The 21,428-nt window shown below is 66.3% G+C and carries 18 protein-coding genes; 10 read left to right on the forward strand and 8 right to left on the reverse strand.

From position 1 onward, the window contains the following. The first annotated feature begins 14 nt into the window (after positions 1–14). From IEY68_RS36870 to IEY68_RS29465, 4 genes are all read left to right on the forward strand, one after another. Complete coding sequence (locus IEY68_RS36870) at positions 15–143, forward strand: hypothetical protein (protein WP_267886574.1); 129 nt, start codon at positions 15–17, stop codon at positions 141–143. 118 nt (positions 144–261) lie between these two features. After that, a complete protein-coding gene (locus IEY68_RS29455; RefSeq protein ID WP_058854787.1) occupies positions 262–2,274 on the forward strand; it encodes a galactan 5-O-arabinofuranosyltransferase in 2,013 nt (670 codons plus the stop codon). 322 nt (positions 2,275–2,596) lie between these two features. Next, complete coding sequence (locus IEY68_RS29460) at positions 2,597–5,824, forward strand: arabinosyltransferase domain-containing protein (protein WP_229719109.1); 3,228 nt, start codon at positions 2,597–2,599, stop codon at positions 5,822–5,824. 122 nt (positions 5,825–5,946) lie between these two features. Further along, on the forward strand, positions 5,947–6,108 hold the full coding sequence (locus IEY68_RS29465; protein ID WP_169333235.1) for a hypothetical protein: 162 nt from the start codon (positions 5,947–5,949) through the stop codon (positions 6,106–6,108). Positions 6,109–6,273: 165 nt separating this feature from the next. On the opposite strand, the gene dprE2 is transcribed toward IEY68_RS29465, so the two are convergent. Next, a complete protein-coding gene (gene dprE2 / locus IEY68_RS29470) occupies positions 6,274–7,053 on the reverse strand; it encodes a decaprenylphospho-beta-D-erythro-pentofuranosid-2-ulose 2-reductase (protein ID WP_058854784.1) in 780 nt (259 codons plus the stop codon). Continuing rightward, positions 7,050–8,531: a decaprenylphosphoryl-beta-D-ribose oxidase gene (dprE1, locus tag IEY68_RS29475; protein WP_058854783.1), complete on the reverse strand. Its 1,482-nt coding sequence runs from the start codon at positions 8,529–8,531 to the stop codon at positions 7,050–7,052. Before dprE1 ends, dprE2 begins: the two co-directional genes overlap by 4 nt. A 457-nt stretch (positions 8,532–8,988) precedes the next feature. On the opposite strand from dprE1, the gene IEY68_RS29480 reads away from it, so the two are divergent. Beyond that, positions 8,989–9,426, forward strand: a complete 438-nt coding sequence (locus IEY68_RS29480) for a GtrA family protein (protein WP_082681331.1) — start codon at positions 8,989–8,991, stop codon at positions 9,424–9,426. A gap of 96 nt (positions 9,427–9,522) precedes the next feature. On the opposite strand, the gene IEY68_RS29485 is transcribed toward IEY68_RS29480, so the two are convergent. Further along, complete coding sequence (locus IEY68_RS29485) at positions 9,523–10,020, reverse strand: hypothetical protein (protein WP_189094552.1); 498 nt, start codon at positions 10,018–10,020, stop codon at positions 9,523–9,525. 192 nt (positions 10,021–10,212) lie between these two features. On the opposite strand from IEY68_RS29485, the gene IEY68_RS29490 reads away from it, so the two are divergent. After that, the gene (locus IEY68_RS29490; protein WP_058854782.1) at positions 10,213–10,869 is read left to right on the forward strand and encodes a DUF4282 domain-containing protein; all 657 of its coding nucleotides are present in this window, start codon (positions 10,213–10,215) and stop codon (positions 10,867–10,869) included. Positions 10,870–10,988: 119 nt separating this feature from the next. Here the strand turns inward: IEY68_RS29490 and IEY68_RS29495 are convergent, their stop codons facing one another. Further along, on the reverse strand, positions 10,989–11,543 hold the full coding sequence (locus tag IEY68_RS29495) for a dTDP-4-dehydrorhamnose 3,5-epimerase family protein (RefSeq protein ID WP_058854781.1): 555 nt from the start codon (positions 11,541–11,543) through the stop codon (positions 10,989–10,991). 8 nt (positions 11,544–11,551) lie between these two features. Further along, the gene (gene rfbA, locus IEY68_RS29500) at positions 11,552–12,424 is read right to left on the reverse strand and encodes a glucose-1-phosphate thymidylyltransferase RfbA (protein ID WP_058854780.1); all 873 of its coding nucleotides are present in this window, start codon (positions 12,422–12,424) and stop codon (positions 11,552–11,554) included. Between the two features lie 567 nt (positions 12,425–12,991). Here rfbA and IEY68_RS29505 point away from each other — a divergent pair. Continuing rightward, complete coding sequence (locus tag IEY68_RS29505; protein WP_229719110.1) at positions 12,992–14,005, forward strand: ATP-grasp domain-containing protein; 1,014 nt, start codon at positions 12,992–12,994, stop codon at positions 14,003–14,005. Positions 14,006–14,074: 69 nt separating this feature from the next. Beyond that, a complete protein-coding gene (locus tag IEY68_RS29510) occupies positions 14,075–16,030 on the forward strand; it encodes a hypothetical protein (protein WP_058854778.1) in 1,956 nt (651 codons plus the stop codon). A 4-nt stretch (positions 16,031–16,034) separates the two neighbouring features. Here IEY68_RS29510 and IEY68_RS29515 read toward each other — a convergent pair whose 3' ends face one another. Continuing rightward, on the reverse strand, positions 16,035–16,856 hold the full coding sequence (locus tag IEY68_RS29515) for an LLM class F420-dependent oxidoreductase (RefSeq protein WP_058854803.1): 822 nt from the start codon (positions 16,854–16,856) through the stop codon (positions 16,035–16,037). A 199-nt stretch (positions 16,857–17,055) separates the two neighbouring features. On the opposite strand from IEY68_RS29515, the gene rfbB reads away from it, so the two are divergent. After that, positions 17,056–18,066, forward strand: a complete 1,011-nt coding sequence (gene rfbB / locus IEY68_RS29520; RefSeq protein ID WP_058854777.1) for a dTDP-glucose 4,6-dehydratase — start codon at positions 17,056–17,058, stop codon at positions 18,064–18,066. A gap of 51 nt (positions 18,067–18,117) precedes the next feature. Here rfbB and IEY68_RS29525 read toward each other — a convergent pair whose 3' ends face one another. Beyond that, the gene (locus tag IEY68_RS29525) at positions 18,118–19,638 is read right to left on the reverse strand and encodes a DUF2142 domain-containing protein (protein ID WP_229719111.1); all 1,521 of its coding nucleotides are present in this window, start codon (positions 19,636–19,638) and stop codon (positions 18,118–18,120) included. Continuing rightward, the gene (locus IEY68_RS29530) at positions 19,635–20,684 is read right to left on the reverse strand and encodes a glycosyltransferase (protein ID WP_229719112.1); all 1,050 of its coding nucleotides are present in this window, start codon (positions 20,682–20,684) and stop codon (positions 19,635–19,637) included. Before IEY68_RS29530 ends, IEY68_RS29525 begins: the two co-directional genes overlap by 4 nt. 119 nt (positions 20,685–20,803) lie before the next feature. Here IEY68_RS29530 and IEY68_RS29535 point away from each other — a divergent pair, with 119 nt between their 5' ends. Next, positions 20,804–21,346, forward strand: a complete 543-nt coding sequence (locus tag IEY68_RS29535; protein ID WP_058854776.1) for a GtrA family protein — start codon at positions 20,804–20,806, stop codon at positions 21,344–21,346. Positions 21,347–21,428 lie beyond the last annotated feature (82 nt).

Below are 21,428 nucleotides of genomic sequence, written 5' to 3' on the forward strand. Positions count from 1 at the left end.
ATGTACAATTTCCAGTGTCCGGTCGTGCGCATCACGGTCTGGTGATCGTGCACGATGATTCGGACTTTGTGACTGCGACAAGGCTCTCGGTCGAACTCCAGCAGATCAATGTGCACGAAGGCCCGTCCGATTCCGGCTACTGACCTCCCTGCTCCCAGAGAGCTTCAATCTGTCGCTCCGTGCGAACGGCGGCCCCCGCGAATCCTGCACTAGGCTGACCGACGCCCAGTAGGTGGATCGGAGCCGGAGGTAAGTACGCCGATGACGACGAGTCGCGGCGCGCGGTTGGTGCGTCAGGTCGGGGCCGGAGTCGGCGAAGCGGTGCTGGCGACGGTGGTCGCCGTAGTGGTGGTCGCCGTGGGGCTGATCGCGTTCTCACTGGTGCAGTGGCCGGCGTTCAATTCTTCCAACGTGGTGCGCGCCCTGACCACGGTGGGCCAGGTAGGGGCGGCGGCGCTGATCGCGGGTTCGATCGCCCTGCTGCGGTCGCGGCGGTCGCGACGGCTGGCGAAACTGCTGTCCTGGACCGGTATCTCGGCGTTCGTGACGGTAACCCTCGGGATGCCGCTCGCGGCGACGAAGCTGTACCTGTTCGGGATCTCGGTGGATCAGGAGTTCCGTACCGAGTACCTGACCCGGCTCACCGACAGTGCCGCGCTGCGCGATATGACCTACGCCGATCTGCCGCCCTTCTATCCGGCGGGCTGGTTCTGGCTCGGCGGCCGCGTGGCGAATCTGCTCGGGATGGACGGCTGGGAGGTTTTCAAGCCGTACGCGATCGGATCGATCGCGGTGGCGGCGGTGGTTTCGCTGGTGCTGTGGACCCGCCTGATCCGGGCGGACTGGGCGGTGGGAGTCACCAGCGCGGTGACCGCGGTGGCGGTCACCTACGCCGCCCCCGAGGCCTACGGTGCGGTGATCGCCATCCTGCTGCCGCCGGTTCTGGTCATGGCCTGGGGAGCGCTGTATCGGCCCGCCGAACTCACCCGTACCACCGCGAAAACCGAGGACGCGCCGAGCGGTGATCCGACCGCGGGTGGCTGGGCGGCGGTGGTGGGCACCGGACTGTTCCTGGGGATCGCCGCAGCCTGCTACACGCTGTATTTCGCCTTCGCGGTGTTCACCGTCGTGCTCATGGCGGTGGTGGCCGCCGGACTCGGCCTGCGGGCGCGCTACGCCGCCCGGACACCGCGCCGGATCGCGGCACACACCGGGGAGTCGCACGCGCCGGTGGGCAGTGCCGGGCAGGCGATCGGCGCTCCGCTGCTGCGTCTGATCGTGATGGGGGTTATCGCCGCACTGGTCGCGCTGCCGGTGTTCCTGCCGTTCCTGATACGCATGCTGGACCGGCCGAAGCTGCAGTCCGGCGGCGCGTTCCACTATCTGCCCGAGGCCGGATCCGAACTGCCGATGCCGATGGCGCATTTCTCGCTGCTGGGTGCGCTGTGCCTGGTCGGTGTCATCTGGTTGGTGATGCGTGCGAGCTCGTCGCGGCGCGCCCAGTCGCTCGGGCTCGGTGTGCTCGCGGTGTATCTGTGGTCGCTGCTGTCGATGCTGGCGACGGCGGCCGGCTCGACGCTGCTGTCCTTCCGGTTGGAACCGGTGCTGCTGGTGCTGCTCGCGGCCGCGGGCGGGTTCGGTTTCGTGGAGGGCGCCCGCGCGGTCTATCAGGCGCTCAACGAACCGGCGCGGTTCCGCTGGGTGGCCATCGTGCTGGCGACAGTGGGTGCGCTCGCCTACTGCCAGGACATCCCACATGTCCTGGCACCGGAGATCACCACCGCTTACACCGATACCGATGGCGACGGAAACCGTGCCGACCAGCGCGACCCCTCCGCTGTCCGGCACTACCGCAACATCGACAACGAACTGCGGGCGCAGACGGGTCGTGAGCCGTCGCAGAATGTGGTGCTCACCGGGGACACCACCTTCCTCGCCTACTATCCGTACTTCGGTTTCCAGGGGATGACCTCGCACTACGCCAACCCGCTGGCCGACTACGCCGATCGATCCGCGGCTATAGAGGCGTGGAGCGAAAAGGCCACACCGGATGAACTTCTCGATGCGATGAATGCCGCGCCGTGGCGCGCACCCGACGCCTTCCTGTTCCGTCGCAGTGGTGACGAGTACACGCTGCGGCTGGCCGCCGATGTTTATCCGAACGATCCGAACGTCAAGCGCTACACCGTCGCGTTCCCGGCGAAATTGTTCGACGACCCGCGGTTCACCACCACCGATATCGGTCCCTTCACCCTGGTCGTCGTGAAACGTTGAGCGATGGCGGCCGCCACGGCCGCAGTCCGCGCCAGGAATGTCCACCGGGCGTACCTCCGCCTACGCTCCGGCCGTGCGCGTTGTGCGTACCTCCGCCTACGCTGCGGCCGTGCGCGTTGTGCGTACCTCCGCCTACGCTGCGGCCGTGCGCGTTGCGCCCACCCGGCCCCCGCTTCGGCTATGTGCGTTTCGCGCACCTCGGTCTCCGTTCCGGGCCGTGCGCGTTCTGCGTGCCGCACCGCCGCTGCGGCCGTGCGCGGCCCGGCGGATCGAGCACCGATTAGAGTCGAGCCCCGTGCGACCGGACCGATCTCCTCGAGCGTTGAACCGTATCCGCCTGCTGGCTCTGGTTTCCGGGCTACTCGGGTTCGTGCTGGCGATTGCGGCGCCGCTGCTGCCGGTACGCCAGGACCGGACCAGCCTGGACTGGCCGCAGGCGGGCGCCGCCAGTGTCGAGGCGCCGCTGGTGAGCTATCAGCCGCTGCGACTGGATCTCACAGTGCCGTGCACGGTGCTGAGCGGCGCCGAGGGCACCGTGGTGGAGACGGTTCCCGACGGTTCGGGGCAGTCATCGGCGCGGGGGCTGCGCGTCACGGTTACCGGCGACACCCTGTCGGTGGTGCTGCGTGATGTACCGCTGCTCGCTGCCGAGCGCGCCGAACTGGGTCGCTGCCAGGCGCTGACCGTCAACTCGTCGGCCGCCGTGACCACCGCGGAGCTCACCGGCGCCACTCGCGCGGACGGAACACCGTTCCGCGCGGAGGTGGGCCGGGATATCCGGCCGCAGATGGTCGGGGTGTTCACCGACCTCCCCGCGGCGCAACTCGACGGTATCCGGTTGCACGCCGATATCGATTCCCGTTTCACCTCGTCGCCGACCCCGCTCAAGACCGCCGCCATCGTCGGCGCGGTGGTGTTCACGGTGCTCGCCCTGATCGCGCTGCATCTGCTCGACACCACCGACGGGCGCCGCGCCCGCCGCTTCCTGCCCGCGCACTGGTGGCGGTTCCGGCTCGCCGACGGTGCGGTACTCGGTGTACTGGTCGGCTGGCACATCATCGGGGCCAACACCTCCGACGACGGCTACATCCTGAACATGGCCAGGGTCTCGGAGAAGTCCGGGTACCTGGCGAACTACTACCGCTGGTTCGGGGTTCCGGAGGCGCCGTTCGGCTGGTCCTACGAGGTACTGGCCTGGATGACCCGTATCTCGGAGTCGAGCCCGTGGATGCGGCTGCCCACCCTGCTGGCCGGGATCGTGTGCTGGCTGGTGATCAGCCGGGAGGTGCTGCCCCGGCTGGGCGCCCGGGTCCGGGGTAACCAGATCGCCTTGTGGACCGCCGGTCTGGTGTTCCTGGCGTTCTGGCTGCCCTATGACAACGGTCTGCGCCCGGAACCGCTGATCGCCGCCGGCGCGTTGCTCACCTGGTGTTCGATCGAACGCGCGATCGCCACCGCGCGGCTACTGCCCGCGGCGGTCGCGGTGCTCATCGCGGCGTTCTCGCTGGCCGCCGGGCCGACCGGCCTGATCTGTATCGCCGCGCTGATCGCCGGATCCCGTCCCGTTCTGCAGATCATCATCGCCCGCGCTCGGGGTGGAGCCTCACGTGGGCAGGCGTTGTGGCGTTACACGAGCCTCATCGCGCCGGGTCTGGCCGCCGGAACCCTGGTGCTGGTGGTGATCTTCGCCGATCAGACGCTCTCGACCGTGCTGGAGGCCACTCGCGTCCGGACCGCGGTCGGGCCGAATGTGGCCTGGTTCGACGAGCGCACCCGCTGGGATTCGCTGCTCATGCTGTCGCCGGACGGTTCGCTGGCACGCCGCTTCGGGGTCCTGCTCATGCTGCTGTGCCTGCTGGTCTGCGTTCTGCAGGTGTTGCGGAAGGGCCGGATCCCCGGAACCGCGCGCGGACCGTCGGTGCGCATCCTGGGCATTGTTTTCGCCTCGCTGCTGCTGATGATGTTCACACCTACCAAGTGGACCCACCATTTCGGCGTGTACGCGGGCCTGGCCGGTTCGCTGGCCGCGCTGGCCGCGGTCGCGGTGGGTACCAACGGTATCCGGGCGCCGCGCAACCGCGCGTTGTTCGCCGCGGCCGTGCTGTTCCTGCTGGCGATCACGTTCACCGGGTCGAACGGCTGGTGGTACGTGTCCAGTTACGGCGTCCCGTGGTGGGACAAGGCGCCGCTGATCGCGGGCAAGGGCCTGTCCACCCTGTTCCTCGGCCTGGCCGTGCTCGCGCTGCTGACGGCGCTGTGGCTGCACTATCGCGCGCCCTATCGCGGCGGTCCGCCGTCGCGTTCGGCCCGGTACGCCTCGGCGCCGCTCACCGTGGCCGCGGCGCTGCTGGTGCTCTTCGAGATCGCGTCGCTGACCAAGGCCGCGATCGGGCAGTATCCCGCCTATTCCGTCGCGAAATCGAATATCCGTGCCCTGGCCGGTGATTCGTGCGGACTGGCCGACGATGTGCTGGTGGAGACCGATACCGCCGATTCGCTGCTGCTGCCGTACGAGGGCGATCCCGCCGCCGGCCTGATCTCCACCGACCCCGATGCGAAGACCGCCGGATTCACCCCGGACGGGGTCGCCGAAGATCTCACCGCCGACGCCGAGGAAACCACCTCCGGAGGTGCGAATTCCGTCGAATCCGATACCGAGAACAAGACCACCGACACCACCGGCGCCGGTACCGGCGGCGGCACCTCGGTGCAGGCCGGTATCAACGGTTCCACGGTGGCGCTGCCGTTCGGTCTCGACCCGGCCCGGACCCCGGTGCTGGGTAGTTATCAGGACGGTGACCAGCAGCAGGCCGAGCTCACCACGCAGTGGTACCGCCTGGATCTGACCGACGAGATGCGTGCCGATCCGGCCTACCGGGTGCTCGCCCTCACCACCGCTGGGCGGATCAAATCGGTGGATGCCGATGGAGTGCTGACCTACGGTCAGGACCTCACGGTGGAGTACGGGACACGCAACGCCGACGGGAGCATGCAGGTGCTCGGGTCGGTGACACCGCTCGATATCGGCCCGAATCCTTCGTGGCGCAATCTGCGGGTGCCCCTGGACCAGCTGCCCCGGGAGGCGAACGCGGTCCGCCTGGTGGCGGTGGACAACGACATCACCGCCCGGCAGTGGCTGGCGGTCACGCCGCCGCGTCTGCCGCGTCTGGCCACGCTGGACTCCGTTGTGGGACACACCGACCCGGTCCTGCTGGACTGGCACGTCGGCCTGGCCTTCGCCTGCCAGCGGCCGTTCGATCACAGTCACGGGATCGCGGAGGTGCCACGCTGGCGGATCCTGCCCGACCGGGTCGGCTCCGATGCCTCCAATGCGTGGCAGGACCATATCGGGGGCGGTCCTCTCGGCTGGACGGAGTTGCTGCTGGAGGCCGATTCGATCGCGACCTATCTGTCCGACGACTGGGCCCGGGACTGGGGTTCGCTCGAACGTTTCACCCCGTATCGCCCCGACGCCGGACCGGCCGAACTGACCGTTACCGAGGAGGATCGGGGCGGTGCGAGCACCGACGATCCGATCCGCGTGAGCTGAACGGGGTTGTGCTACATCGAGACTCGTCTATCAAGTGGGATGGCTCACATGTGGGTTTATTTCCATGAGAGGGAACTGCCGAACGGATGACGAACGGCGGCACGGCCCGTACGCTGGTTCGCATGACTTCGGCCTTCGACGATATGGAACTGCGCGATCTCGTCGGTCTGCTCACCGATGAGGAGCAAAAGGAACTACGACCCTCGGTATTACGCGTCCTCGGGCGCTTGCCGTCTCAGGAGGTGCTGCGCCGCGAACTGGGCCAGCGAATGACACGCGTGTGACAGCGGCCACGGAATACCGTGGCCCGTTGGAAGTACCGAATACGACGAGGGCCGTCGCACACCGGAGAAGATCCGGAAGCGACGGCCCTCGAGCTTTCGCGGTGTGACGGTTCCGCCGGTGCGTCCGCGCGGCGCGGACGCGACCCGGGGAAGCCGGACCGTGTATCAGACGGGCAGCCGGCGGAAGATCGGCCGCGGGATATGGCGCAGGATCATCATCACGTACCGGAACGCTCCCGGCGCCCAGATGAGTTCCTTACCCTTCTCCGAGGCGGCGACCGCCAGTGCGGCGACCTCTTCCTTGTCGACCGTCAACGGCGCTTCTTTGGCGCCGGTGGCCTTCCAGTGCTCGATCGTGGTGGTGGTGCGCACCTGACCCGGCCGGATGACCAGCACCCGCGCGCCGTGCGGGCGCAGCGCCTCGCCGAGACCGAGGTAGAAACCGTCCAGCCCGGCCTTGGTGGAGCCGTAGACGAAGTTGGAGCGGCGTACCCGCTCACCGGCCGCCGAGGACATGGCGATGATCCGGCCGAAGCCCTGCGCCTTCATCTTCTCGCCGATCAGTACGCCCACCGATACCGCGGCGGTGTAGTTGATCTGCGCGATCTGCACCGCTTTGCGCTGGTCCTGCCACAGTTCCTCGGCATTGCCGAGCAGTCCGAACGCGACGATCGCGACATCGATGTCACCGTCGGCCCAGGCCTGGTCGACCACCTTCGGGTGGCTTTCGGTATCGAGGGCGTCGAAATCGATCACATCGACCTGGCTCGCCCCGGCGGCTTTCGTCTGCGCGACGGCGGTATCGCGCAGCGGGTCGTTCGGGAGCGTGGCCAGCACCACTCGGGCCGGGCCCTTCTTCAGGTACTCCGCGACGATCGCGAGGCCGATTTCCGAGGTCCCGCCGAAAAGCAGAATGGACTGCGGATTGCCTACCGCGTTGATCACTGAAGCTCCAGCCTTCTCGCCATATCGGATATGAAAACGCCTGTCGGGTCGACGCTGCGGCGCACCTTGATCCACTCGTCGATCCGGGGGTACATCTGATGGAAGGCTTCGGCGGTGGTGCGCGAATCCTTACCGGTGTAGAGCCGCCCGCCGAATTCCAGGACCCGCTTGTCCAGTTCGGTGACGAACTCGTTGAGCCCGGGCGCGATCGGGAAGTCGAGGCAGACGTTCCAGCCCGGGATCGGGAAGCTCAGCGGCGCCTGATTGCCCTCGCCGAACAGTTTGAACACATTGAGGAACGAGTAGTGCCCGCTGGCCTGGATATCGATCAGGATCTGCCGGAACTCCGCAACCGCCTCCGGCGGCACCACGAACTGGTACTGCAGGAACCCTCGCGACCCGTAGGCCCGGTTCCATTCGCCCAGCATATCGAGCGGATGGTAGAAGGCTGTCAGATCCTGCGGCTTCTGCCGATAGGTCGCGCCCTTGCGGTACCAGATCTCGGTGGCGAGGGTGAAGGTCTTATTGTTGAGCAGGCCGTTCGGGAAGACATCCGGGAAGGTGAGGAAGGTCTTCCCGGTGAATCCCAGCGGGTTCTTCTGCAGTTTCTTCGGCAGCTGGTCCAATTTGGCCAGCGAACCGCGTGAGATCACCGCCCGGCCCAGTTTCGGCATCGGGCTGAGCGCGTCGAACCAGGCCGAGCTGTACTCGTAGTTGTCCTCGGTGCCGTCGCTGTGGAACGCGATGGTCTCGTCGAGGCCCGCGGTCACATCGCCGTCGGCGATGAAGTACGCGGTTTCGGTCGGGGTCATCTCGATCGTCGCGCGCAGGATGATGCCGGTGAGACCGCAGCCGCCGACCGTGGCCCAGAAGAGCTTGGCGTTCTTCTTCGGGCCGACGGTCTGCACCTCGCCGTCGGCGGTGAGCAGCTGGATCGAGCGCACATGGTTGCCGAAGCTGCCGGCGCTGTGATGGTTCTTACCGTGGATATCGGAGCCGATGGCGCCGCCCACGGTCACCTGCCGGGTGCCGGGCAGGACCGGTACCCACAGGCCGAACGGGAGGGCGGCCTTCATCAACTGGTCGAGGGTGACACCCGCGTCGACGTCCACCAGCCGGGTGTCCTGATCGATGCGGTGGATCTTGTTCAGGGCGGTCATATCGATGACCAGCCCGCCCGCGTTCTGCGCGTTGTCGCCGTAGGATCGGCCGAGCCCGCGGGCGATCACACCACGCCGCAGATGCTCCGGTTTGCCGTCGTTGTCCTCGGCGACCATGGCGACCGCGCGGGCGATGAGTTCGGGATCACTGGTCGAGAGAACCTCGGCGGTGGTGGCCGCTGTGCGGGCCCATCCGGTGAGCGTCCGGGTTCGCGTGGGTAGGGTGAACCCGGGACCAGCGGTATCTGCGTCGCCGGTCGGCGGGGTCTCGGTACCGGACGCCTGAGTCGAGGTCGGAGCTTTCGTGGACATCGGCATAGAGGCTACAGGCTGTGTTTGTTTGCGTCGCCTTCGGCGCCGCGGGGTCGGGCCCTATTAACCCCGGTTCTTCACTCCTTCGCTCAGTCGCTGCGCTCCTTCGCTTCGTCGCTCCAGAACCGGGGCGGGCCCGACCATGGAGGTCGGCCATCCGGAATGGTGGAACGTGAAGGTGTGCCTCGGTCGGTGTGGGTAGGTTGACGACTCTGTGGGTGCTCGGTGGTCGCGGATCTCTGGGCGGTCGGCTACACGTGATCGGTCGCTTCGGAACCGGGGCGGGCCCCGACCACGAAGGGGGACCAATTCTCGGGTTGTGAGCTACCCGCGGGCCCATAGGTGGCTCTGGACAAGTACATTTCCGTCGGTGGGCTCAGAAAGCAACGCAGTAAGCCGGAGCGCCCGGGTGGCGCCGGATGGCGCCGGGGAAGTTTCCGTCTCGCCCGAGGAGCCGGTCGCGGTGTCCGAGCGGGAGAATCCGGGGGATCCCGGGCCGGAGAGCGCGCAGATCGGTCTGGTGACACAGCTGGTGCGGTTCGCCGTCACCGGCGCGCTGTCGGCCGTGGTCGACTTCGGGCTGTATGTGCTGCTGCTCGAAGCGGTGGGCCTGCCGGTGAACCCGGCCAAAGCGATCGGTTTCATCGCCGGCACCACGACGGCCTACCTGATCAACCGCCGCTGGACCTTCAACGCGGAGCCGAGCCGGACCAGGTTCATCGCGGTGGTGATCCTCTACGCGCTGACCTTCTGCGTGCAGGTCGGTATCAATTGGATCTTCTACCACGCCTTCGACGAGGGCGTGTGGTGGCGCGTCCCGCTGGCCTATGTCATCGCCCAGGGCACGGCCACGGTGATCAACTTCGTGGTCCAGCGCCTGGTCATCTTCCGTATCCGTTAGTTCCGCACACCGCAGAGCCCCGGCCGTCCAGCAGGACGACCGGGGCTCACTGCTGTGGGGGTTCTTCGGATGCCGCGGATGATCGCGGCAGGTACCTCAGGCGCAGGCGACGCTGGTCAGCCGGTGCGGGCGCCGCGCGCATACGGAACGTACCGCCGCGCCGATCGCGACCACCGGGGGGATCCAGCGGGCTTCTTCCGGGCCGACACCCCAGCTGGCCGAACCGGCCGAGAGGTGGGTGGGCGGCAGCGGGATGCCGTCGCCGTCGGTGTGCACGACCGCGCCGGCCTGCCGCAGCGCCTCGATCGCACGCGGGGCCTTGCGCATCCCGGTGACGAGGTGGATCTCCCGACGCTCGGCGCCCGGGATCTCGATCACCGGACCGGTCAGGTTGTTCGCGCGCATGTAGCGGCGGACCGACGCGGCCAACTCCCCGGTGACCTCGACGGCGGACAGGTCTTCGTCGGTGATCAGGCACAGACCGTTGGTCGTTTCGGCGACCGTCCAGCCACGCTGGGCGTAATCCCGCGCGGCAGCGGACTTTGCGGCCGCCGAGACGGAAGTCGGAAACGTCGTACGCACTGTCATCTCCATTCCCCGGTATAGATAAGCTCCGGCTTTCATGGGTCGTATCGGTGCCGGGTGCCCGGGGCGTTACGCCGTTCCAGCGATTTTTTTCGACTGTCGGCTTCCTCTCATTTGTGGCAGCAGTCGACATCCACTGGTACTGGACGATCGTCGGGATCCTGGTTGGCTTCGCGCGCGGAATCCGGGGAGGATTCCGTTATGGCCAGCGAGGCAGCGGACGAATCCCCGAGAACCGGTCCGGCGGCGGCCGGAGCACCTGAGCCGGCGGTTTCTCCCGCACCGGCCGGTAGTGCCGGAGTAAGACCGCCGGAGCAGGACGATACTGCGGAATCGCCGGGTCGGCGAATCAGGCGGAAACTCAGCTGGCGCGCGGAAGCGGCGCGACGCTTCGCCGACGCGGCCGCGGCCGAGGAGGCGGAATCCCGCCCGGAACCGGGTGACCGGGCCGAAGCGGTCCGGTACTGGGGCGCCGACGCGGTGCGCGGACTGCTGGATGTGCAGTTCCGCCGTCCGGCGACCAGGACGCTGTTACCGCTGGTCTATCTGCTCGGACTGGTGTTCGCGGTGGCCGCTCCGGTGGTGGTCACCGTCCTCGCGTGGCGGGTATCCGCGCTGCTCGGCGTGGTCGCGGCGCTGCTGGCGATACCGTTCGCGCTGACGATCGCCGCGGCGGTCCGTCTGTTCCTGGAGTTCCTGGTGAACGCCTCCAGGCTCGCGACCCGGGTGGAGCACATCAGTGACCTCGCCGATGATCTGTTCCAGGTGCTGTCGGAGGTCGCCGAACCGGTGAACCAGTTGTCCGAGGATGTACGGGCGGTGCAGTTCTGGCGTTTCCGCCGCGGACCCCGCAAATAGCCGAGCGGGCTGTGGCGAATCGCTCAGCGGTTGCGCGCCCGTATAACTCGGTGGCCGCGATCCGGATCACTCGGCGGGTGTACGGCCGAAGCCTTCGACTGCCCGGCACCCGTGTCGTTTCAGCTGCCGCGCAGCCGCGGGGCAGCGGCGTCCTTGGCGGAACGTAGATAGGTGAGCCGCCGCCCGTCGCGTCCGGTCTCCGGCCACTCGATCGCCAGATCCGGATCGAAGGCGTCCATATCGTGGTCGTGTTCGGGGCTGTACTCGAGGGAGCACAGATAAGTGAGGACCGAATCGTCCTGCAGGGAGAGCACTGCGTGCCCGAGTCCCTCGGACAGGAAGACCGAGCGGCGATAGATATCGTCCAGTACCACGCTGTCCCAGCGGCCGAAGGTGGGCGAATCAGCCCGCAGGTCGATCACGACGTCGAGGAACGCGCCGCGCCCACAGGTCACGTATTTGGCCTGCCCCGGTGGATCGTCGGTGTAGTGGATGCCGCGCAGCACTCCGGCGGCGGAGACAGAGGTGTTGACCTGGAGCAGATCGAAGGACCGGCCGGTGGCCTTCTCGAACTCCGAGGCCCGGAAGGTCTCGGCGAAGGCGCCCCGATCGTCGCCGTGGATCTTCGGAGTGAAAACCCAGGCGCCGGGGACCGACATCTCACTGATCCGCATCTACCCACTCACCAACTTCGTCCGCGCTCGAGCAGATCGAGCAGGTACTTACCGTAACCGGAGCGGGTGAGCGGATCGGCGAGCAGGCACAGTTGCTCGTCGTCGATATAGCCCATCCGCCACGCGACCTCCTCCGGGACGCCGATCTTCAGGCCCTGCCGCTCCTCGATGGTGCGGACGTAGTTGGCGGCGTCCAGTAGCGAGTCGAAGGTCCCGGTATCCAGCCACGCGGTGCCGCGAGCCAGGACGTCGACACTGAGCCTGCCCGCTTCCAGATAGGCCCGGTTGATATCGCTGATCTCGTATTCACCGCGGGCCGAGGGTCGCAGCCCGCGCGCGATCTCCACCACGTCGTTGTCGTAGAAGTACAGCCCTGGGACCGCGTAGTTGGACCGCGGCTGTTTCGGTTTCTCCTCGATGGAAACCGCCTTACCGTGGGCGAATTCGACCACACCGTAGGCGGTGGGATCGGATACCCGGTAGGCGAAGATGGCACCGCCGTCGAGTTCGGCGAACCGGTGCAGGCTCGTACCGAGACCGGGCCCGTGGAAGATGTTGTCGCCCAGGACCAGTGCGGCGCAATCGCCGCCGATATGGTCGGCACCCAGTACGAACGCCCGGGCGAGACCATCGGGAACCGGCTGCACGACGTAGTCGATCCTGATGCCGAACTGGGACCCGTCGCCGAGGAGCCGGGCGAACGATTCGGCGTCCTCGGGCGTGGTGATCACGAGGATGTCCCGGATCCCGGCCAGCATGAGAGTGGACAGCGGATAGTAGACCATCGGTTTGTCGTAGACCGGGACCAGCTGTTTGCTCACCCCGCGCGTGATCGGATGCAAACGCGACCCGGTGCCGCCCGCCAGTATGATTCCGCGCATATCCGGTCAGTGTGCCAGCCCGCGTGTGCGCGGCCGCGTGCGGCGGTGTTCCAGAACCGGTGCGGCGGTCAGGGGGGTACCGGAACCGGCGGCCGCCGCCGGTGATCCGGCTCATGTGGTAAGACCTGGGTACCGTTTGGTATCCAGCTGCCTGGGTACTCCGGGAAAATGAGGGCGATACAGGGATCCGAAGCAGATCCGTCTCGATATTTTTGTTGAGGATTCGGTCGAGTATCCGCCCGAATTCCGTGCCGGTACGGCTTCCGTGCGCGGCCGCGATATTGCGCCCTCGAGATCTGATAGGTATGAAATAGGATTGAGAGGGGAGATGCTTTGTCGGTTCCGGCTGTCGAATCAAGAAATCGAAACCCGGATAAGGGGTATATAGCGCTGCTGGGTTGGAGCCTCAATGCGGTAGAGGCGATCGACCGATTCGACCGGCGTTATGTGGTGGTCGCCCCGGAATGGGCGGAAGAATACTGTAACGCGCACGGTATACCTTATATTCGCTGGAATTTCGAAAGGCTCAACGAACGTTCGGTCGAAATCGCCGAGACGTTGCGCGATATGGGTGTGGACGTTGCCATCCCGATCTTCGAGGAAACCGTCGAGTGGGCGGGAGCGATAAATTCTGTCCTGATGAACAACCCGCGATTGTTCGGTCAGGCCATGTTGTTGCGGGACAAGGCCCTGATGAAACGCCGCGCACAGCTCGGCGGTATCAGGGTGGGTATATTCGAGGAAGCACACGAGCGCGATGACGTGATCCGATTTCTCAAACGGGTCAACCAGACATTGATGAAGCTCGACGGCGACCCGAACGATCCCATCCACATCAAGGCGTTCGACAAGGCGGGCTGCCTGGGGCATCGGGTGATCCGGACGCCCGACGAGATCGAGACCATCCCCGATGACGACTTCCCGGTCCTCATGGAATCCCACCTCGACGGCTGGGAATTCGCGGTCGAGGCCTGGATCCACGACGGCAAGATCCGGTTCCTGAACATCTCGGAATACGTGACACTGGGTTATTCCGTTTTCGTGCCGGCGACACCGGAACTGGAACAGTACCGGCCGGAGATAACCCGCCAGGTGGAACGGCTCATCAAAACTTTCGATATCGAATTCGGATTCGTGCATCCCGAGTACTTCGTCACCAGCGACGGCGAGATGTATTTCGGTGAAGTCGCCTACCGGCCGCCGGGGTTCAAGGTGTTCGAGTTGCTGGAGCGGTCCTACGGGTTCAATGCCTACCACGGGCTGGTCCTCGCATTCGACCCGAAGACGACAGAAGAGGAGATAGCGGACTTCTTCCCGAAGGAGGTGGTGGACGCCAAAGGGCATGCCGGTACCTTCGGGGTCTACCCGCGCCGTCGGGTGGTCAGTCGATTGTCGATACCGGAGGAGACCGAAGATCATGAGTATTTCGAAACACATGAGCTCAGTGCTCCGGCGACCGAGAAAGTCATGAAACGCACAGCATTCGGAAACCATTGGGGTCTTCTGTACTTCTTCGGGGAGGACCCGTACACTCTCCGGGATCTGTTGAAAAGGCAGGAAGAGCTCGATTTCTATATTTGATCCGTTGTCGGCAACGGGTTCGTCGGGGAGGTTCGGCGATTGAGTCCACTCAGCAGCGGTGGGGAGTCCATGGACAGGCATCTGGCCAGATTGGACGACGCCACCCAGGCACTTGCGGATGCCGGAGACTTCGGTAAGCAGGTCAAGCTGTCGCGAGTATTCGGCGCCCTGCGCCGGGTACTGCTGCTGCCCGGCGGCTGCACCGCGGTGCGGTCACGCGCGGCACGGCTGGACATCGCCGGGCTTTTCCTCGGTACGGACTGGGCACGCCCGCAGATCCTCATCCCATCGCTGAGCAGTGGTTCGCTGCGCAGCACCAATCCGGACACCGTCGTCCTGGAAACGGTGAGCAATCTGCGGCTCCTGGAGGTCGCCAAGGGTGCCTATGTGCACCCGCTGGTCTCCGCGGAACAGGCCCACCACCATCTGTCGCAGGTCCTCGCCATCAATCTGTCGTTGCTGTTCACGCCGCCGTCGGAGGCCGAGCGGACACAGCAGGGACGAATGGCCCAGGTGTCGCGGGAACTGCTGCGGCATCTGGTGGAGGAGGTGGGATACGAGAAGGTCCTCGAGAATCTGGTCGACGAGATCTGGCGGATCCTGCGGCAGCGCCCGATCCAGGTCGAGCCGGTCAAGCAGATGATCACCCAGATCGCCGTCGCGCGCAGTAATCCCGATATCGATCTGGGCGCGGGTGGTCTGGGCGCGGACCGGCTGATCAGCAGCCTCTACGGCACCACCGAAGCCTGCCGCGAGGATCCCGGTGTCGAGGTCTACCGCGCTCGGCTGGAGACGATGGACGACAACGCGCTGCAGTACGAGACGGCGGGTTTCGCGCGATCGATGCACGATACGGGGCTGGTCTCGCCCTACCACGCGGTACTGCTGCGCTTCCTGCTGGGCAAGGGCGAATACCTCCTGGGCGAAGCGCTGGGCTTGTCCAGCACCGGTCGCGAATGTCTGCTCTGTTATCACGAACTGGTGCGGCGGCTGATCGACGAGACCGTGCACGTCGAGACGGCGCAGTGTATCTACGGGCTGGCGTCGATGCTGGAACGCGGCATCCTCTACCAGCCCCCGGTCGCCCCGGCGCTGTGGCGGCAACTGGCATTGCAGTTGTCGGCGCATTCCGAGCAGCGTCTGACCCAGGTCTTCGGATCCGAGCCGTCGCCCCGTGCCCGGCTGCTGTCGGGCATGCTGTCGGTGCTCGGGCTGCCGCTGGGGATAGGGCAGGGCGACAACCCGACCTGCCAGTCCGCGCGGGCGCTGTCGATGTGGTCCTACAACGACCCCGACTATCTGCTGCAGACGCTGGCCTGGGCCGTACGCGACGACGAGGTCGTGATGCACTTCGAGGGCGAGCCGATCTCCTCACGGAACAGTGCCGGCGGACTCGCCACCGAACTGCCGATGGACCTGGACCCGGTATCCCTACTGGTCGTGCCGCATCTGGATCGTATCTACGCGGAGATGGGACGGCGCTGTATCGGCCGGGAGGGCGACCCTCATCGCTGGATCAATCCCGAATTCCACGGTTGGTGGTCGGGCCGCGGCTTCCGGATCAATGTCGACGTGGCCACCGGCAACCTGACCGACCTGGACGAATTCCTGCGGCACTTCTATGCCAGTTATCACCCCTTCTACAACGGTAATCAGCCGCTGATCCACCCGCAGCCGGCCGGCGTGGCGGTGACCGACAGTGCCGCCCGTTTCGTGGGCTGGCACGCGATCACGGTGCTGCGGGTGGCACTGGACCCCCAGGAGCAGATGCGGGTCTACTTCTACAATCCCAACAACGACAGCGGCCAGGACTGGGGCGACGGGGTGGTGGTCGGCACCGCCGGGCACGCCGAACGGTTCGGCGAAGCCTCGTTGCCGTTCGAACAGTTCGCCTCGCGCCTCTACATCTTCCACTTCGATCCGCTCGAGCCCGGCGAGCTGGCCTCGGTCGACCGGGAGGAGCTGGACCGGGTGGTCGGCTACGTCCACCGCAGCTGGGGTGCCACCCGGTTGCCCGCCGGATGATCGTTCAGTCGCGGTATCGTTCGACCAGTTTCGCGAGTTCGTCCAGGTCGCGCAGCGAATCCGCCTCCGGCCGCGTTTCCAGCTTCAGGGTCACCCGTTCCACGCCGGCCTCGGCGTAGGCGTCGAGTACTGCCGGGTCCGCCGGGGCCGGGGTGACCGTCACCGGCAGACCGGTGGCGGTGAACTCGGCCAGCTGGGCGGGTACCGCGGCGGCATCGGCCACACCGTTGGGAATCCATCCCACACCGTGCCGGATCGCGCGGCGCGCCGCGACCTCCCCACCACCGATGAAGATGGGCGGATGGGGTTGCCGGTGCGGTTTGGGCCAGGCGTAGATCGGATCGAAATCGACGAATTTTCCGTGGTATTCGGCAAGGTCCTCGGTCCAGATCCGCACGATGGCCTCGAGTTGCTCGTCGAGCAGAGCTCCGCGGGTGCGCGGATCGGTGCCGTGATCGGCCATCTCTTCCCGGTTCCAGCCGACGCCCACCCCGAAGACCACCCGGCCGCCGGAGATCTGGTCGAGGGTCGCGACCTCCTTCGCGGTGTGGATGAGATCCCGCTGGATCAGCAGCGTGACCCCGGTGCCCAGTACGAGCCGATCGGTGACCGCCGCGATCGCGCCCAGCACGACGAATGGGTCGAGGGTGCGGAAATAGACTCGGGGCAGGTCGCCGCCGCCGGGGTACGCGGACTCCCGGCTCGCGGGGATATGCGAATGCTCGGCGAGGAACAGCGATTCGAAACCGCGTTCCTCCAGTGCCGGGCCCAGCACGGTCCCGTTGATTCCTTCGTCGGTCAGGAAGGTGTTGACGCCGATCTTCATGACAGGTCCGAACGCCATATCCCCCCGCGAATATTTCACCCGCCGGGCCCGCGGTCGCTTCGGTACCCGCCAACGGCCGAGAGCAATGGCCACGAGGTGTGGAGGTTGTTGCGGTACCCGGGAACGGCGCAGGTCGGCGCCTTCGGCGTCGCCGAATCGCCGTCGGTGCGGCGGGTCGGGCACGACGTACAGTGAACCCGTGCGTCTACTCGTGACCGGTGGAGCCGGATTCATCGGAGCCAATTTCGTACAGCTCACCGTCGCCGAACGGCCGGATACGACGGTTACGGTGCTGGACGCGCTCACCTACGCGGGCAATCGGGCCTCGCTCGATCCGGTGGCCGATCGGATCGACTTCGTACACGGCGATATCGCCGATCTGGACCTGGTCGACGAGTTGGTCAGCGGTGTGGACGCGGTGGTCCACTTCGCCGCCGAATCGCACAATGACAACTCGCTGGCCGAACCCTGGCCTTTCGTGCAGACCAATATCGTCGGCACCTATTCACTGCTGCAGGCGGTCCGGCGCCACGATGTGCGCTACCACCACGTCTCCACCGACGAGGTCTACGGAGACCTCGCACCCCAGGACCCCCCGTTCTCCGAACACACGGCCTACAACCCCTCGAGTCCGTACTCGGCGACCAAGGCCGCCAGCGATATGCTGGTCCGCGCCTGGGTGCGTTCCTTCGGCCTCCGCGCCACGCTCTCGAACTGCTCCAACAACTATGGGCCCTACCAGCATGTGGAGAAGTTCATTCCACGCCAGATCACCAATCTGATCGAAGGCGTGCGCCCGCGGCTCTACGGTGCCGGCCATCAGATCCGCGACTGGATCCATGTGGAGGACCACAATCGCGCGGTCTGGGATGTGCTCGACCGGGGCCGGATCGGCCGTACCTATCTGATCGGCGCCGATAGTGAACTGGACAACCGGACGGTGGTGGAACTGCTCCTCGCCGAATTCGGCCGGGAACCCGATGATTTCGACCATGTCACCGATCGCGCCGGACACGACCAGCGCTACGCCATAGACGCCGGTCCGCTGCGGGAGGAACTCGGCTGGGCACCCCGCTACGCGGACTTCCGGGCCGGGCTGTCGGCCACCGTCGCCTGGTACCGGGAGCACGAATCCTGGTGGCGGCCGGTCAAAGCCGCCACCGAGCGCGCCTACACCGACGCGGGGGAGCGGACGATATCCCTCCCGTGAGCTACCCGGTCCGGCGCTGCGGACCGGGTAGCTCACCGGAGGAGAGAGCCGTCAGGCCCATACATAGAGGTGGTACTTCGCCATCGAGGTGATCAGTGAGATCAGTGCCGCGACCACGATGGTCACCGCGGCGTATCGGCCGGGGGCGCGGTCGCCCGGGCCGCGGAGCCGGAAGGGCATCCAGCGCAGCAGTACCGCGAAGGACACGATTGCCAGCGGAATGAAGTAGCGGCCCTGTACCCCGTCGATGATGTAGTAGCCGACCGGGGTGAAGGACATGTAGAGCGTCACGTAGATCATCGCCACACTGGCCGCCATGGTCAACGCGACCACCAGCGTGCGCCGGAAATCCGGCCGGTCGAACCGTTCCGCCATACCCACGCTCACCGCGAAGGCCAGCAGGCAGGCCACGACCGCGGTGGCGGGGACCTCGATGTAGGCGAAACCGAGTTCACCGAAGAATTCGGTGAACCATTCCTGGTCACGCCGCAGAATGCTCTCCCAGAAGGTGCGCAGGAAGCCGAACGGGCCGGTGAGGATGCCGGTCAGCTGTTCGCCGGTGTCCACCGTGTACCACTGTTCCCGGGGCCGCATCAGGCTGGTGCCCTCGCCGGTGGGTGCGGCGATCTTCATCCACACCGCGAACCCGATCGCGCCGACCGCGGCGCAGGCCCAGGTGAGCCAACGGCGCCAACCGTCGAGTCCCAGGCGCGCGGCGGGTATCAGTACCACCAGCATGGCCAGCAGCACATAGGTGGGTTTGCACAGCGGAAGCAGGATCGCGGTGGCCAGTACCGCGGTGGTTTCGACGCGGCCCAGTCGCTCACCGAGGAACAGGGCCTTCACCAGCAGCACCGAGACCAGGACGGCGAGCGCGTTGGTGAGCGTGTCGGCGGTGACCGTTCCGGCCTGGAACACCGCGATCGGTAGTACAGCCACGGTGAAGGCCAGCCATTGGATGCGGTGCTTCCGCAGCGCCCACAGGCCGAAGCCGACCACCAGCAGGTAGGCGGCCAGCCCGGACAGCCGGGTCAGGCGCACCATGGTGCCGGCATCGGCGTCGATCAACTCCGCGAACCGGATACCGATCGCGTTGGGCACGTAGGGAACCGCGGAGTAGGCAGCGGTGTTGGTGAACCAGATGATCTTGCGCTCGTCGGTCACCGGGGCATCGCCGAGCCGCTGGTAGGCCGCCGGATCGGCCACGTCGGGGTACGGTTCGCCCGGGTTGTGGGTGTAGTCGTTCAGCGCGTACCCCATCAGCGCCTCGACGGCCGCCGGTACCTCACCGCCGTAGGACACGCCGCGGTCGTCTTCGATGCGGGTGGGGTTCAGGCCACCATGGGCCACCTGGTAGGCGCGCCCGAACTGGGTGAGTTCGTCGTGACCCCAGAACGGCGGGCTCATCACCGCGAACACGAGTCCGAAGATCCCGGCCAGCAGTGTGAACGCGACGGTCGCCGGACCCACCCGGCGCAGCACGACCTCTCCGGTACGACGGGATCCGGTCAGCACGGAACGACCCGCGGCCTGCTCGGGTCCGGCAGGGCGGGTATCGGTGTCGGCGGTCAACGGATATCCCCGGCCACCGGGTCCGGGCGGTCGTCCTCGGTCGCCGCCGGTTGCGTTCCCGCTCCGGGGGCCTCGTATCGGAGGTAGATCAGCCGGGACGCCTCGTGCCGGGAACGGCGGATACCGTCCAGGATCAGTCCGGCGGTCCAGGCGAGGAAACCGACCAGCAGCAGGGTGCACGCGAGGAACAGGGTGGGGAAGCGGGGCACCGTGTGGGTGTCGTAGTACTCGATCACGATCGGAACGGTCAGCACCACCGAGATGAGCCAGCTGACCGTGCCCAACAGGCCGTAGAAGGCAACGGGGCGTTCGTGCCTGGCCAGCCCGACGATGAGGGCCAGGATCTTGAAACCGTCGTGGTAGGTGCGCAGTTTGCTCTCGCTGCCGGCCGGACGGTCCCGGAAACCCACCGGTACCGCGGTTTGCGGTACCCGCAGGTGCAGCGAATGCACGGTGAGTTCGGTTTCGATTTCGAATTCGCGCGATACCGCGGGGAAGCTCTTGACGAAACGGCGGGAGAACACCCGGAATCCGCTGAGCATATCCTCGACGTTCTCGCCGAAGACCTTGCCGACCACACCGTTGAGGACTCTGTTCCCGGTTTCGTGGCCGGCCCGGTAGGCCGATCCGTTCTCATCCTGTTTCCGGACGCCCAATACGTGGTCATAGGGGCCGGACAGGAGAGTTTCGATCATCGCCGGTGCCGCGGACGCCTCGTAGGTGTCGTCGCCGTCGATCATGAGGTAGATATCGGCTTCGATATCGGCGAAAGCGCGGCGCACCACATTGCCTTTGCCCTTCGCCCGCTCGGCGCGGACGATCGCCCCGGCGGCCCGGGCCTTCTCGGCGGTGGCGTCGGTGCTGAGGTTGTCGTACACATATACGACAATTCCGGGCACCGCGGCCTTCAGGTCGGTGACGACCTTGGCGACCGATGCTTCTTCGTTGTGACACGGAACCACGGCGGCGATGCTGTGACGTCCGGGCATGAGCGAGGGTGCTGCGTGGTTACGCTGCGCAACCGTCTCCGGGCCTGACTCGCTCATGCTGTGCTCGGTGGATTCCACCAGGTCAAATCCTCGAAATCGACGGATATGGGAACACGGGGAGAGTACCGGGTCCCCGTAGGAGAGGATGGCTCAGGTCACTGCGGTACCGTCGGCGCGTGTCATCTGGTGAGTCATCGGTCGTCGCCGCCGCCGACGCTCCGGCCTCCCGTTCGCTGTCCGAGCGGCTGTGGACCGGGCTCCGGCAGAGTGCGGCGTTCCTGGTAGTCGGCGTGGTCGGCTTCCTGGTCGACGCGGGGATCTACAACCTGCTGGTGTTCGATCTGGGCGCCTGGGGTGGCGAGGGTCTCATGTACGACGTCCCGTTGCCCGCCAAGATCATCGCCATCGCGGTGGCCACGGTGGTCACCTACTTCGGCAACAAGTGGTGGACGTTCTCGCACAAGCAGTCCGGTAGCCCGGCCCGCGAGTATCTGCTCTACGCGGTGATCAATGTGATCGCGATCGGGCTGCAATTGGGTTGCCTGGGTTTCTCCAGGTATGTCCTGGATCTGTCCACCCCGCTGGCGGACAATATCTCTGGAACATTGGTCGGTCAGATAGTTGCCGTGGTGTTCCGGTATTGGGCATATGACAAGTTCGTGTTTACCGGGGAACCCGATCGGGAAACGACCAACCGGGCGACCGGCGTGGCTGATTGATATCCTCGGGCCCGCCGCGAACCGTATTCAGGGACATGTCTGTCCCGTCGGCACAGCATGAACGAGTCAGGCCCGGAGGCGG

It is taken from the genome of Nocardia jinanensis (assembly GCF_014645735.1).
In the GTDB taxonomy this organism is placed as follows: domain Bacteria; phylum Actinomycetota; class Actinomycetes; order Mycobacteriales; family Mycobacteriaceae; genus Nocardia; species Nocardia jinanensis.